Source organism: Serratia oryzae, assembly GCF_001976145.1.
GTDB lineage: Bacteria > Pseudomonadota > Gammaproteobacteria > Enterobacterales > Enterobacteriaceae > Chania > Chania oryzae.
This window is the reverse complement of the sequence record NZ_MOXD01000001.1, coordinates 245521-260645: the sequence shown is the minus strand read 5'-3', so window position 1 is coordinate 260645 and position 15125 is coordinate 245521. Positions and strand designations below refer to the sequence as shown.

Annotated in this window: 10 protein-coding genes; 4 read left to right on the top strand and 6 right to left on the bottom strand. The window is 55.0% G+C overall.

The genetic code is table 11. The annotated features are described in order from the left end of the window. Window positions 1–76: 76 nt before the first annotated feature. Window positions 77–3964, bottom strand: coding sequence for an ATP-dependent RNA helicase HrpA (gene hrpA / locus BMI79_RS01265; RefSeq protein ID WP_076940026.1), 3888 nt, complete (start codon window positions 3962–3964; stop codon window positions 77–79). Between the two features lie 366 nt (window positions 3965–4330). Between hrpA and BMI79_RS01260 the strand changes: the two genes are divergently transcribed. Beyond that, the gene (locus tag BMI79_RS01260; RefSeq protein WP_076940025.1) at window positions 4331–4936 is read left to right on the top strand and encodes an FMN-dependent NADH-azoreductase; all 606 of its coding nucleotides are present in this window, start codon (window positions 4331–4333) and stop codon (window positions 4934–4936) included. Between the two features lie 83 nt (window positions 4937–5019). Here BMI79_RS01260 and BMI79_RS01255 read toward each other — a convergent pair whose 3' ends face one another. From BMI79_RS01255 to BMI79_RS01245, 3 genes are read right to left on the bottom strand one after another with little or no spacing between them, the layout of a single operon-like run. Further along, on the bottom strand, window positions 5020–5343 hold the full coding sequence (locus BMI79_RS01255; protein WP_076940024.1) for a YdbL family probable chaperone protein: 324 nt from the start codon (window positions 5341–5343) through the stop codon (window positions 5020–5022). A gap of 8 nt (window positions 5344–5351) precedes the next feature. Next, entirely contained in the window at window positions 5352–5549 is a 198-nt protein-coding gene (locus BMI79_RS01250) for a YnbE family lipoprotein (protein WP_076940023.1), read from the bottom strand. Then, entirely contained in the window at window positions 5546–8158 is a 2613-nt protein-coding gene (locus BMI79_RS01245) for a YdbH family protein (protein ID WP_076940022.1), read from the bottom strand. Before BMI79_RS01245 ends, BMI79_RS01250 begins: the two co-directional genes overlap by 4 nt. Before the next feature lie 287 nt (window positions 8159–8445). On the opposite strand from BMI79_RS01245, the gene BMI79_RS01240 reads away from it, so the two are divergent. Continuing rightward, complete coding sequence (locus BMI79_RS01240; RefSeq protein WP_076940021.1) at window positions 8446–9432, top strand: 2-hydroxyacid dehydrogenase; 987 nt, start codon at window positions 8446–8448, stop codon at window positions 9430–9432. Between the two features lie 40 nt (window positions 9433–9472). Here the strand turns inward: BMI79_RS01240 and BMI79_RS01235 are convergent, their stop codons facing one another. Both BMI79_RS01235 and BMI79_RS01230 read right to left on the bottom strand, forming a co-directional pair. Continuing rightward, window positions 9473–9727 carry a DUF333 domain-containing protein gene (locus tag BMI79_RS01235; RefSeq protein ID WP_076940020.1) on the bottom strand — a complete coding sequence of 85 codons (255 nt, stop codon included), beginning with the start codon at window positions 9725–9727 and terminating at the stop codon, window positions 9473–9475. A gap of 448 nt (window positions 9728–10175) precedes the next feature. Next, a complete protein-coding gene (locus BMI79_RS01230; protein ID WP_076940019.1) occupies window positions 10176–10508 on the bottom strand; it encodes an SMR family transporter in 333 nt (110 codons plus the stop codon). 237 nt (window positions 10509–10745) lie between these two features. Between BMI79_RS01230 and nifJ the strand changes: the two genes are divergently transcribed. Together nifJ and BMI79_RS01220 are read left to right on the top strand one after the other, a co-directional pair. Continuing rightward, entirely contained in the window at window positions 10746–14279 is a 3534-nt protein-coding gene (gene nifJ, locus BMI79_RS01225) for a pyruvate:ferredoxin (flavodoxin) oxidoreductase (protein ID WP_076940018.1), read from the top strand. A gap of 89 nt (window positions 14280–14368) precedes the next feature. Then, window positions 14369–14944, top strand: a complete 576-nt coding sequence (locus tag BMI79_RS01220) for a chorismate mutase (RefSeq protein ID WP_076940017.1) — start codon at window positions 14369–14371, stop codon at window positions 14942–14944. Window positions 14945–15125: the final 181 nt, after the last annotated feature.

The following is a 15125-nucleotide window of genomic DNA, read 5'->3' as shown; positions in this document are numbered from 1 at the left end:
TTCAAGTTACAGACGAATTGCCTGCGCATAACAGCGGCGCACTCACTGTCTACAGGCAACTCGAAATATTTTAAATTTACGCCGAAAGCTGTTCGATAATTTGCAGAATACGCTTCTCAGAAATGGGATAAGGCGTGCCCAACTGCTGCGCAAACAGGCTAACGCGCAACTCTTCGATCATCCAACGCACGGCTTTCACTTCTTCATCCTGCTGGCGCTTCGGCGGCAGTTTGTTCAGCCACTGCTGCCAAGCCTGTTGTACCTGCTCCACCCGCCACATCTGCGCCCGATCCCGCGGCGAATCGACGGCCAATTTCTCCAAGCGCCGTTCTATAGCCTGCAAATAGCGCAGGGTGTCCGCAAGACGGTGAAAACCGTTATTAGTGACAAACCCGCGGTAAATCAGGCCACCAAGCTGGGCTTTAATATCTGCAAGCGCCAGCGCCTGCGAGATATCCACCCGGCCCTTCAGACGCTTATTGATGTTAAACACCGTGGTCAGGATCTGTTCTACCTGCTTGGCCACGTCCACCACCGTGTCGTTCAACTCCGCACGCACCAACTCCTGCAGCCGGGCAAAGTTTTCTTCCTGCCACACCAGCCCACCGTGCTCGGCAATCAGCTTATCGATACCACATGAGATACAGTCATCGATCAACTCCAACACTTTGCCATACGGGTTGAAATACAGCCCCAGCTTGGCCTTATTCGGCAGTTTTTCATGCAGATACTTGATGGGCGACGGAATATTCAGCAGCAGCAGGCGGCGCGTTCCCTGCCACATGGCTTGCCGCTGTTCCTGCTCACTGTCGAACAGGCGGATCGCCACGCTGTCTTTCTCATCCACCAATGCCGGATAAGCTTTGACGGAGTAACCACCGCGCTTCTGCTCATAAAACTCGGGCAATTTGCCAAAGCTCCAGATATGCAGGTTGCTCTGCTCAATGCCGTCGTCCGCCACCGCCGACAACGTTTCCTGCACCTGCTCTTTCAGTTGCAGTTTCAACGTCATCAGGTCTTTGCCTTCACGCAGCGTTTTGTGCTTTTCGCCCACCACGCGGAAAGTCATTTTAAGATGATCGGGCACCTGATCCCATTGCCAATCTTCACGTGACACCGTCACGCCGGTCATACGACGTAATTCGCGTTCCAGTGAGTCCAGCAGCGGCATCTCCAAGGGCGTAGCGCGCCCCAGAAATGCCTCGGCGTAGTTAGGCGCTGGCACGAAATTGCGCCGCACCGGCTTCGGCAACGATTTGATCAGGGCAATGATCAGCTCACGACGAATCCCGGGGATCTGCCATTCAAAACCGGCCGCCTCCACCTGATTGAGGATCGGCAACGGAATATGCACCGTCACCCCATCCGCATCGGTACCAGGCTCAAACTGGTAAGTCAGGCGCAGCTTAAGGTCGCCCTGATACCAGGTGTTCGGATAATCCAGCGCACTGACCTTATTGGCACCATCCTTGATCAACATCGCTTTTTCGAAGTTGAGCAGATCTGGCGTTTGCTTGGAGGCCGTTTTCCACCAGTTATCGAAATGGCGCCCGGAGACCACGTCGCCAGGAACGCGCTGGTCATAGAAACTGAACAGCGTTTCATCGTCCACCAGAATGTCGCGGCGGCGCGATTTATGCTCCAGCTCTTCCACTTCGGCACGCAACTTCAGGTTGGCAGCAAAGAAGGCGTGGCGCGTCTGCCAATCCCCTTCCACCAGCGCATGGCGGATAAACAGTTCGCGGCACAGCAGTGGATCAATGGTGCTGTAATTCACCGCGCGCGCCGCGACGATCGGCAAACCGAACAGCGTAACTTTTTCGCTGGCCATCACCGCCCCTTGGGATTTCGACCAGTGCGGTTCGCTGTAATGGTGTTTCACCAAGTGCTGCGCCAGCGGTTCGATCCATTCCGGTTCAATTCGCGCGGCAATGCGCCCCCACAGGCGGCTGGTTTCCACCAGTTCGGCCACGATTGCCCACTTCGGCGGTTTCTTGAATAAGCCCGAACCGGGGAAAATGGCGAAACGGGCGTTGCGCGCACCGGTAAACTCTTGCTTGTCGGCATCTTTCTGCCCGACGTGCGACAGTAAGCCCGTCAGCAGTGCGGTATGTATGCTGCGGTAGTCTGAAGGCACGCTGTTGACCGGCAGGCCCAGTTCCTTAACCACTTGGCGCAGTTGGGTGTAGATATCCTGCCATTCGCGCACGCGCAGATAGTTAAGGAAATCGTTGCGGCACAGGCGGCGAAACTGACTGGAGGAGTGCTCCTTCTGCTGCTCTTTCAGGTAATCCCACAGATTGACGAACGCCATGAAATCAGAGTCTTTGTCGGCGAAACGGCGGTGTTTTTCATCTGACGCCTGCTGTTTATCCATCGGCCGCTCGCGCGGATCCTGGATCGACAGCGCAGAGGTAATGATCATCACCTCACGCACGCTGCCGCTCTTCTGGGCTTCCAATATCATGCGCGCCAGGCGCGGGTCGATCGGCAATTGTGCCAGTTGGCGGCCCTGTGGCGTAAGCTGGTAATGGCCGTTAACGGCGGTTTTGATCGCCCCCAACTCCTCCAGCAGCCGCACGCCATCCTGAATATTGCGCTTATCCGGCGCTTCGACAAACGGGAAAGCCGCAATATCCCCTAGCCCCAGCGAAGTCATCTGCAAAATAACCGAAGCCAGGTTGGTGCGCAGAATTTCCGGATCGGTAAACTCCGGGCGCGACAGGAAATCCTGCTCTGAATACAGGCGAATACAGATCCCGTCAGAAACGCGCCCGCAGCGGCCTTTACGCTGGTTGGCCGAAGCCTGTGAAACCGGTTCGATCGGCAGGCGCTGTACTTTGGTGCGGAAGCTGTAGCGGCTGATGCGCGCGGTTCCCGGATCGATCACATATTTGATGCCCGGCACGGTCAGCGATGTTTCCGCCACGTTGGTGGCCAGCACAATGCGGCGACCATGGTGAGACTGGAATACCCGGTTCTGTTCGCTATTCGACAAGCGCGCATACAGCGGCAGCACTTCAGTGTGCGGCAGGTTCAGCTTGTTCAACGCATCGGCGGTATCGCGGATTTCGCGCTCGCCGCTCATAAAGATCAGAATATCACCCGGCCCTTCCCGGCCCAGTTCATCGACCGCATCAAAAATTGCCTGCAGTTGATCGCGTTCGGTGTCGTCGGCATCATCTACCACCGGCCGGTAACGCACCTCTACCGGATAGGTACGGCCTGAAACTTCAATAATCGGCGCATGATTGAAATGGCGCGAAAAACGCTGCGGATCGATGGTGGCCGAGGTGATGATCACCTTCAGATCCGGGCGCTTAGGCAACAGTTCGCGCAGATAGCCCAGAATAAAATCGATGTTCAGGCTGCGTTCGTGTGCTTCATCGATGATCAGGGTGTCGTACTGCATCAATAGCCGATCCTGCTGGATCTCGGCCAGCAGGATGCCGTCGGTCATCAGCTTGACCAGCGTGTTTTCCCCCACCTGATCGTTAAAGCGCACTTTATAGCCCACAGTGCCGCCCAGCGGGGTTTCCAGCTCATCGGCAATGCGGTTGGCAACGGTTCGTGCCGCCAAGCGGCGCGGCTGGGTGTGGCCGATCAGCCCTTTCACCCCGCGCCCAAGCTCCAGGCAGATTTTCGGCAACTGGGTGGTTTTGCCCGAACCGGTTTCACCGGCCACGATCACCACCTGATGATCGCGAATGGCGTTAAGGATGTCCTGTTTCTTCTGGCTGACCGGCAGGCTTTCCGGGTAAGTGATTTTCGGGCGGGACGCCGCACGCGCCTGCACTTTCTGCAACGCCTGAGCGATATCACTGGCTATTTCGTTAGCCACCGCCTGTTGAGCCTCGGGATTTTTGACCTTTCGCGCGCCCTGCAACCGGCGTTGCAGACGCTGTTGATCACGGAGCATCAAGTCAGCCAATGGAGCTGAAAGAGCCGCGAGCGGAGATTTCACGTTCAATATTCCTTGTTTCTTCGCTGCGTCATCACGGTATAGCAACGATTTTAAATAGGGTGAATTATTATTCGCATATACCCAATGGATTTCACGTTGCAGCTAGGCGGCAAGTTCGTGAGTCCCCAGGAGCTTACTCAAGGGAACGAAGCCAGCAACGCTGCAACGCGAAAGACGAAGTGTATAGGATATCACACCGGAGTTTTTCTCAGTAATCCATCCGCTTAGCCACTTTTACGTCGTTCAATAAAATCGAACAAAGATCTCGAAATATTCCACTATCACTGTTGAATGAAGATGCTTAGAGTGTACTCCATGCAAAGGACAACGCGTCCTGATGTCACTGTCATAACCAAGGAACTACCGATGAGCAAAGTATTGGTTCTTAAATCAAGCATCCTAGCAAGCCACTCCCAGTCCAACCAATTGGCCGATTTTTTTGTTGAACAGTGGGCGGCGGCTCACAGCAACGATACCATCACCGTGCGCGATCTGGCCGCACAGCCAATCCCGGTGCTGGATGGTGAACTGGTGGGTGCGCTGCGTCCATCAGGCACCCCACTGACGCAGCGTCAGGAAGAAGCGCTGACCCTGTCTGATAAGCTGATTGCCGAACTGCAAGCCAATGACACCATCGTAATCGCCGCGCCGATGTACAACTTCAACATTCCAACCCAGTTGAAGAACTATTTTGACCTGATTGCCCGCGCCGGTGTGACCTTCCGCTATACCGAAAGCGGCCCGGAAGGCTTGGTAAAAGGTAAACGTGCGATCGTTCTGACCAGCCGCGGCGGCATCCATAAAGGCACCGCGACCGATCTGGTTGAACCTTACCTGCGCGTATTCCTGGGTTTTATCGGGATTACCGACGTTGAGTTTGTGTTCGCGGAAGGTATTGCTTATGGTCCCGATGTGGCGACCAAGGCACAGTCAGACGCCAAAGCGGCACTGGCAGAAGTGATCGCAGCGTAATCGCCTTACACAAGCCCTGCAAATCTCGTATAACCCAAATAATAAAATTACTGTGATAGTTGCGCGCCTTTCGGCGCGCTTTTTTATTTCTTCAGCCACTGACCGTTGATGCCGCGCACATATTCACCGGCTGACGCACGGGCCACCAATTTCTGCCCCGCCAAACGCGCCACTTCGTCGATCGCAATGTGGTTGCTGTCCGCCACTTCCTGGTATTTTTCAGTCCGCCCGGCGTTAATACGCTGCACCAAAGCCTGGGTTTCGGCATCCTGTTTAACTGGGGCGATATATCCACTCAGGGTTTCCCCCACCCGCCCCTGCTGTTTGGCCTCATCCAGCGTCAGCGCCTGAACCATTCCACTGAAAAGCCAGCCAGCACCGATCAACCACAGATAACGTTTTTTCATCTTGGCTCCTAGAATAAACCGCTCTGGTTTTTCAGAAGATTTTCAACGTCCTTATCCACTTTGATAAAGATCTCATGTTCAATCTTGACGTTCATATTGATGGTGATCGGATCTTTTGGCGTTGCCACTTCAATGCGCGGCACGCAACCGCTCAATAAGCAAACGCCCACCACGGCTATCAACAACGCCCCGGTCGTATTATTCATAGTTGTTCCCCAGGTTGTGAGAGGGCCTGCTCCAGCCACTCCTGTAAATTGTCGCCGAAACGCAAGCTGCGCCACAGATGAAACACGTTTTCCTGATGGCTATAGTTAAGGATAATCCCACGTTTGGCATTTTTCTGCGGATTAACGCCATTAATTTGCGCCCTCAGCGTCAGTTCCCCCAAGTTGTCGAGATCGACCCGCGCCTTGGAGCGGCTGATTTCAATATAACGCAGCCAATCAATGGCAACACCGGCGGCCAAGTTATTACTGCCCAGCGCATCGGCCATGTCTTTGTCCAGCCGCAGCGTCAGCAAGCCATCGTTAGCCATCCAGCCGTCACGCACCAGCCATTTAGGATGATTGAGATACAGCGGTAATTCACCGCTCACCCGCCCGGACATGGCGAACTGCTTCGGATTCAGGGCGGTGAACAACGCGCTGAGATCGATCTTATCCAACTTTAATACCGCCGCATTATGCTGGGGCAGCCGCAAGGCCGACAGGCTGATATATCCACCAAGAATATCCACACCAACGTTGCTCAACGTCAGCGGTTGTGCCTCGCTGTAGGGATAAGTGCCTTGCAAATCGGCGGTAATATTCTGCATTTCAAACAGATTACTGAGCAGCTTGATACGCAGCATCACCGGCCGTTTGGCTCCAAGTTGCCAATGGTGGTTTTGCAGCCGATAGGGCAAGACAAAATCCAGCCCGCTCATTTCACCGTCGTTCAGCCACATGCCACCGTTTCTCACCACCCAGTGACCACCGGCCTCAAAGCCCTGCTCACGTGCGGCGGAAAACGCCGATTGCGCATAAAATTGCCCATCGCGCAGTTTGAAATTGAGATCGGGTGAAATCAGCGGCTGGAATACCGTCAGCGACTGTTTCGGCCACCAGCCTTCACCGCGCAAGCGCTCGCCGTCCCAACGGCCACGCAGCGCAATCGGCCCGATCTGCTGTGCCTGTAGCTTACCTTGCCATTGAAAATCATCAGGTTCCTTGCCGGCGAGTTGCAAATCCAGCACCGAAGGCGGCAGATGCGCACCATTGCTGAAGTTGACCCGCTCGGCCACCAATTGCAGATTGCCGCCAAAGCGCGGCGAACTGGCACTACGCTGCCACACCACCGGTTGGCTGAGTGTTAACCGTGGGGCCATCACGGTCACCATGCCGTATTTAAGCTGATTGAACCCGGTCGACAGCTGGTTGAGCGTAATGGCAGAATCCTGCCAATTGCCGCTGCCTGCCACGTCCCACAGCGCCTGTAGCGGAGGCAGCTTACCGTTTCCCCAGTAGCGCCACTGCCAGCGGCCGTTATCAGGCCAGAATGTCTGCGCCTGGCCATCCAGGTGTAATCTGAATCGCCCCCAGTAGCGATCGCTGGCGTTCACGATCGCCTGTAAGCGCCCGCTGATGCCTGCAGCGGTGACTTTCACCCCGGCCAGCGGTAAGCGCGCCTCCTCCAGCCTCATCTCGGGCGTTGCCTGCCCCCAGGCGCGCAGCAGCGAACCGGGCTGCAGTGCCAATGTGGGGTTAAGAATAGTGCCGCTGATCACGCCAGGAATGGAGGCAGTGAACGAAAAATCGGCCAGATTGGCCTGACCGGTCAGTTGAAAACCAAGATCGCTGTTAGTCAGCCCAACCTTGCCTGGCCCCAGCGTCAGCACGGCGTTACCCTTGCCATTGTTCCCGGCAGTGATCACGTTCAAGCGTGCACTGATTTGGGTTTCATCCAGCCCTTTACTCCAGTCATGCAGCGCCATGCTCAAACCGCCACTCAGCGGTTGCTCAATGTAAGGCCAGCGCCATTCCCCTTGATCAATGCGGATCTGCTGCGGTGTCACCTCCCACGGCAACGTCGCCAAAGGCTGGGCATCGTCCTTTTCCGTTAAGGTCAGCACCCCTTGCTGCTGTTGCCAGCGCAAGTCCAATAGCAAAGGTTTTGCCAGATAGGCGGTTTGCATTTCCCCCTGCAGCGCCCCCTGGGCAGGCAGGCTGCTGAAATCCAGCGGCACCAGCACTTTTCCGCTCAGTTGGAGCGGCGGAGCACCATTAGGCGGCGTGATGCTTAAGCGATTGAGCGCCAATTGCTGGCGTTCGTCGAGCACTGCTTCGGCGCTTAGGTTCAGCCCCTGATAATGCAGATGCAGATCATTGGCAGCAGACAACAATTGCAGCTTACCGGCATAAAATTGCCACGGCGCAATCGTGAAAAGGCCGATATTCAGCTCAAATGCCGGGAGCCGGCTTTGCAGCCGATCCAGAGTCAAAGGGGGTTTGCTGGTATCACTGGCAGGCAGTTTAGGCAAGCAGGCGGTATCCACCGTCAGGTGGTCGCCATTCAGTAACCAACGGCCATGCTGATAAGCCAGGCTCAGCGTGCCAGCGTCAGCGATGGCACATCCCTGCGCATTAAAGCGCACGCCGTCAATGTGCAAAGCCCCCTGCTGCCAGCGCAGCGGCCCCTGTAATATCAGTTGGCTCCCCGGCGGCAACCAAGGTGCGATGGCGCGTGGCAACCAGCGTGGCAGCGTTTGCCACAGCGTGATTAACAGGAGGGTGATGCCCGCCACTATCCCAATGGATATTTTTAATCTCTTTGTCATTACGCGCCGATGTTATTCCTGATAAACACTGATGAAACAAGGTCATTACCATCAAATCACCGGTAATGATGGCATGAATCCCCTGACAGGTGAAAGTGATACATTCCCATTGTTAATATAGTGAATGGGTTGTTCCGGCCATATTCTCTCGGCGTTGTAAAAACCACTAATGCCCTGATTTAAAGCAGTAAAATCGGGTTCGGTCCGCAGGTAAAAATAAGCTAACTCATTGTCAAATTTAGCAAAATAAGCTAAATTGAACAGATGATTACGCGGGAGAAACCACGATGAAAATGGCGATTTACAGTACCAAACAGTATGACCGCAAGTACCTTGAGCTGGTAAATCAGCAGTTTGGTTATGAGCTGGAGTTTTTTGATTTTCTTCTCAGCAAGAAAACCGCCAAAACCGCTCACGGTTGCAAGGCCGTGTGTATTTTTGTGAATGACGATGGTTGCCGCGACGTGTTGGAAGAACTGGCGGCGATAGGCGTAGAGATCCTCGCTCTGCGCTGTGCCGGGTTCAATAACGTTGATCTGGAGGCGGCCAAAGAGCTGGGGATCAAAGTGGTGCGCGTTCCAGCCTATTCGCCGGAAGCGGTTGCAGAACATGCGGTAGGGATGATGATGTGCCTCAACCGCCGCATTCACCGCGCCTACCAGCGCACCCGCGATGCCAATTTTTCATTGGAAGGGCTGATCGGCTTCAATATGCATAACCGTACGGCAGGCGTGATCGGTACCGGCAAGATCGGCGTCGCGACCATGCGCATTCTGAAAGGCTTCGGTATGAAGCTATTGGCCTACGATCCTTACCCCAGCGAGCAGGCGCTGGAGCTGGGAGCGGAATATGTTGATCTGAAAACGCTGTATGGCCAATCTGACGTGATCACCCTGCACTGCCCACTTACGCCAGAAAACCATCACCTGTTGAATTCCGATGCTTTCGCCTCAATGAAAGACGGGGTGATGGTGATTAACACCAGCCGCGGCGGGTTGATTGACTCATCAGCGGCCATTGATGCGCTGAAACAGCAGAAAATCGGTGCGCTGGGCATGGACGTGTATGAGAACGAACGCGATCTGTTCTTTGAAGATAAATCTAACGACGTGATCCAGGATGACGTTTTCCGCCGCCTGTCTGCCTGCCATAACGTGCTGTTCACCGGTCACCAGGCCTTCCTCACCGAAGAGGCGCTGACCAGCATTTCGGAAACCACGCTGAGAAATATTGAACAGCTTGCAAACGGCGAAAGTTGCCCGAATCAACTTTAATCATTTGGCCGGGCCACACCGTGGCCCGGCAACTCACTCATCAGCCCGCACAGGCTCCAAACCCCAACGCAGACTCTTCGCACTGCTTGCCGTTTGGCATCTGGCACATCCTCAACGTATCACCGTTCAGGTTATGCGCAATGGTGGTTACACCACCGACGCTGGCGCAGTTAGCGCTGGTGGGTATCGTGCCAATATTGGCGCTGGTACCTTTTTGTGGTGGTTCTTCGTTGTTACTGCTGCAAGCAGCCAAAACCAGTACCAGGCTGGCAAGCAGCCATTTCGCTGTAGTCATTATTCTTACCTCTGAACCCGCTACGACTTTGCTGTGTATACCCTTCATACTTCAAATTGCATGTGCGTTGGCTTTGTTACTCGGCCCATCCGTGGGCCTCGCCCCTTCGGGGCCGCTGCAAGCAGCGTTCAAATCTGCTTGCACAGATTTGTCACTCACCCCAGGAACGATCTTGAGTAAGCTCCTGGGGCTAAAGCCTCAAAGAGGCTCACCCTGCGGGCCAGCGCAAGCGCTGTTCAAATCGGTAAAAGACCGATTTGTCAATGCGTCGCCGCCTTCCTGCAACTCGAATTATTTTGGGTATAAAATTGCCATTGCTATAAAAAAGCCTATCTTTTATGCAAGCCTATTTAATCTAGCCTGATAATTAAATAATGAAAATATCGCCGCGCGTTTATTTGGTTTTTTTTGACCTGAGAGACCATCAGGCCAGCACCTGCGCTAATAATCAGTGCACCGAGGATTTTGAAAACAAATTAATCACCAGTACCCCGGCAATAATTAACCCCATGCCAAGCACGGCAGGCAAATCTAATTTCTGTTGGTAAATAAATACCGCCGCCACCGAAACCAACACAATGCCCATTCCCGACCAAATGGCATAGACAATCCCCAACGGCATGGTTTTCACCACCATTGACAGCCCCCAGAATGCAACGGCATAGCCCACAATCACCACTACCGAAGGCCACAGGCGGGTAAAGCCTTCGGAGGCTTTCAACATCGTTGTGGCAATAACTTCAGCGATAATTGCCATGGTCAAATACATCAATCCAGTCATTCGTTTTTTCTTCTGTTCAGGTCGCGATTAGCCAGTATGAAACGCAGTGATTAAATTACGGTTAAACCGCAGTAACTATATCGTAGCTACGGCGTAAGCAGGAGAAATATCGCGTTACATCAACGTCCTCCGAGCCACACAAACGCGATAAAGCGTGCCGATATCCCTCTGTTAGACTTTAAACATTACTGCAAAAGATCGCTTTTGCAGCGTTATGAGCACAGAAAGGTACCAGAAATGATAACTACCGATGGTAATAACGCTGTCGCCTCCGTGGCCTATCGCACCAATGAAGTGATTGCCATTTATCCCATTACCCCAAGTTCAACCATGGCAGAACAGGCGGACTCCTGGGCTGGCGATGGCAGAAAAAATATCTGGGGTGATGTGCCGCGCGTCGTGGAAATGCAGTCTGAGGGCGGGGCCATCGCCACCGTGCACGGGGCGCTGCAGACCGGAGCGCTGTCGACCTCGTTCACCTCCTCTCAGGGATTGCTGCTGATGATCCCTTCCCTGTACAAGTTGGCCGGGGAATTAACGCCCTTTGTCCTGCACGTGGCGGCACGCACCGTCGCCACCCACGCGCTTTCGATCTTCGGCGATCATTCCGACGTGATGGCAGTGCGCCAAACCGGCTGCGCCATGCTGTGCGCCAGCAACGTTCAGGAAGCGCAGGACTTTGCTCTGATCGCCCAAACGGCCACGCTGAACAGCCGTATCCCGTTCATCCATTTCTTTGATGGCTTCCGCACCTCCCACGAAATCAACAAGATCGTGCCGCTGAGCAATGAGACGCTGCTGCAAATGCTGCCGCAGGCAGCGATTGATGCGCACCGTAGCCGCGCGCTGTCGCCGGATCATCCGGTGGTGCGCGGCACCTCTGCCAACCCGGATACCTATTTCCAAGCGCGCGAGGCCACCAACCCGTGGTACGACCAAACTTACCACCACGTCAGCGCAGCGATGGAGGCATTTGCCCAACTGACCGGCCGCCGCTATCAGCCGTTTGAGTATTATGGCCATCCGCAGGCCGAGCGTGTGGTGATCCTGATGGGATCGGCCATCGGCACTTGCGAAGAGGTGATCGACACGCTGCTGACGCGTGGCGAAAAAGTTGGCGTGTTAAAAGTGCGCCTGTTCCGGCCGTTCTCTGCCCAGCATCTGCTCGCCATGTTGCCGGAAAGCGTGCAAAAAATTGCCGTGCTCGATCGCACCAAGGAACCCGGCGCGCTGGCAGAACCGCTGTATCTGGACGTGATGACCGCGCTGGCGGAAGCCTTCAGCCGTGGTGAGCGCGCCACGCTGCCGCGGGTGATTGGTGGGCGTTATGGGCTGTCTTCCAAAGAATTCGGCCCGGACTGCGTAATGGCGATATTCGATGAGTTGATGCAGGAGCGGCCCCGCTCGCGCTTTACCGTGGGGATTTTCGACGATGTGACCGGCCTTTCCCTGCCACTGAGTAGCGAAGTTCTTCCTGCGAGCGCCTCGCTGGAAGCCTTGTTCTATGGCCTGGGCAGCGACGGTTCGGTGTCCGCCACCAAAAACAACATCAAAATCATCGGCAACAGTACCCCGCTGTACGCACAGGGCTATTTTGTCTACGACTCGAAAAAGGCCGGTGGGTTAACCGTTTCGCACCTGCGGGTCAGTGAAAAACCGATCAATTCAGCCTATCTGATCACTCAGGCCGATTTTGTCGGTTGCCACCAGTGGCAATTTATCGACAAATACCAAATGGTAGAACGCCTGAAACCGGGCGGCACTTTCCTTCTGAACACGCCGTATAGCGCCGAAGAGGTTTGGGCACGCCTGCCGCAGGAAGTGCAGGCACTGCTGCACCAGCGCCAGGCAAAGTTCTACATTATCAACGCCGCCAAACTGGCGCGCGAATGCCAGTTAGGTGCCCGCATCAACACCGTGATGCAGATGGCGTTTTTCCACCTGACGCAAATCTTGCCCGGTGACGTGGCGCTGCAACAGTTACAGGATGCCATTGCCCGCAGCTACAGCAATAAAGGCCCGGAGATTGTTGAACGTAACTGGCAGGCGTTGGGTGCGACTTTGCATGCGTTGACGGCGATCCCGCTGCACCCTATCAGTAGCAGCAGCCCGCTGCGCCCACCGGTGGTTGCCGATACGGCGCCAGACTTTGTCAAAACCGTTACCGCCGCCATGTTGGCCGGGCTTGGCGATGCCTTGCCGGTGTCAGCCTTCCCGCCGGACGGCACCTGGCCCGTGGGCACCACCCAATGGGAAAAACGTAATATTGCCGAAGAGATCCCGATCTGGCAGCCGGATTTGTGCACTCAGTGCAACCACTGCGTTGCCGCCTGCCCGCATTCCGCCATTCGCGCCAAAGTGGTTCAGCCGCAGGCGATGGAGCATGCGCCTGCCTCGCTGCAATCCTTGGATGTAAAAGCGCGCGATATGCGAGGCCAAAAATATGTGCTGCAGGTCGCTCCGGAGGATTGCACCGGCTGTAACCTGTGCGTGGAGGTCTGCCCGGCGAAAGATCGCCAGAACCCGGAAATCAAAGCGATCAACATGGCTTCGCGCCTGGAACATCTGGCGGAAGAAAAAGCCCATTACGACTTCTTCCTGCAACTGCCGGAAATCGATCCCGCCCAGATGGAACGTATCGATATCCGCACGTCGCAGCTGATTTCGCCGCTGTTCGAATACTCTGGTGCCTGTTCCGGCTGTGGCGAAACGCCGTATATCAAATTGCTGACGCAGCTTTACGGCGATCGCCTGCTGATCGCCAACGCCACCGGTTGTTCTTCCATCTATGGTGGCAACCTGCCCACCACGCCTTATACCACCAATGCCGCAGGACGCGGCCCGGCCTGGGCCAACTCGCTGTTTGAAGACAATGCCGAGTTTGGTTTAGGTTTCCGCTTAACGGTGGATCAGCATCGCAGCCGCGTGCTGCGCTTGCTGGAAACCCTGGCACCGCAACTGCCCGCCCCATTGGTGAGCGCCTTGCAGGCCGCAGACATCGCGCCAGAAGCGCGCCGCCAGCAGATTGCCGAATTGCGCCACCTGTTAGCCAATATGGCTGGCGACGAAGCCAAGCAGTTAGCCACCGATGCTGATTACCTGGTGGATAAATCCATCTGGCTGATTGGCGGCGATGGCTGGGCTTACGATATCGGCTTTGGTGGGTTGGATCACGTGCTGAGCCTGACGGAAAACGTCAACGTGCTGGTGCTGGATACGCAGTGCTACTCCAATACCGGCGGGCAGCAATCCAAAGCCACCCCTCTGGGGGCGGTGACCAAGTTCGGTGAACACGGTAAACGCAAGGCACGCAAGGATCTCGGCGTCAGCATGATGATGTATGGCCACGTGTATGTGGCGCAGATCTCGCTGGGCGCACAGCTAAACCAGACAGTGAAGGCGATTCAGGAAGCGGAAGCCTACCCCGGCCCGTCGTTGATTATCGCTTACAGCCCGTGCGAAGAGCATGGCTACGATCTGGCGCTCAGCCATGAACAGATGAAGCAGTTAACCGCCACGGGCTTCTGGCCGTTATACCGCTTCGATCCGCGCCGGGCCGATGAAGGCAAACTGCCGTTGGTGTTGGACTCGCGCCCACCTAACAGCGATCTGGCCGCAACCTTAAACAAGGAGCAGCGTTTCCGTCGCCTTAATACACAGCAGCCCGACGTGGCCGCAGCGCTGTATCAAGCCGCGGAAAAAGAGCTGAAGGAAAAGTACGATTTCCTCAGCCTGCTGGCGGGTAAAGCCGAGAAGTCAGCGGCAGAGTAATCCTCTCAGGGCGCGACTGGTTCGCGCCCTCATCGCAATTGGGTTTGCCATTCCGGGTTATTGGCATCAGTAAAAAACAGGTGAGATTAATGGATAGAAAAACCTCCGCAAAGCTACTGCTGCTTTGGACTGGATTATTTTTTTCTGTAACCACGCTAGCGATGCCAACGCAAAGCGCCGATGTCGCGTCACTGATTAACCAGCGTTTATCCCATATGAAAGATGTTGCAGGATACAAAGCGCAACATCACCTTGCGATTGAGGATTTGCCGCAGGAAGCCAAAGTGCTGGCAAACTCAGCCGCCGAGGCTGAAAAACTCGGGCTAGATGGCGAATCAGTGAAGCCATTCATACAGGCGCAAATGGATGCCGCCAAGGCGATTCAATATCGCTACCGAGCCGACTGGCTTTCCTCACCTGAAACAGGCTGGCAACCCGCTCCGCTCGAGCAGATAAGAGTGAAGATCGGCGTTTTAAGCACCGCAATTCTGACTGGGATCAGCCAAACCTTAACCCAGGATGGGCAATTCACCGATCGCGCCGCCTTTATGAAAACGGTGGAACAAGCCAACTTAAAAGACAGCGATAAAGAACGTTTGTGGCAGTCACTGAGACAAATCATGTTGAAGAACGGCACACATAAAAACGCGGGCATGTCTCATTGAGTATTTGCGTTAACAATCCCGTTCAGATTGCTTATGACCACTCGCCAATGCTCTAGGCTATATATGAAAGCAAGTCACTGGGTAAACAGCAGGGCATTGGAAAGTGTTACAGCCATCGAAGCGTTAGCTCACCATTCTGAGTGAGGCTTGAATCCTGACGATATGCGCGCTGAGTTTAAGG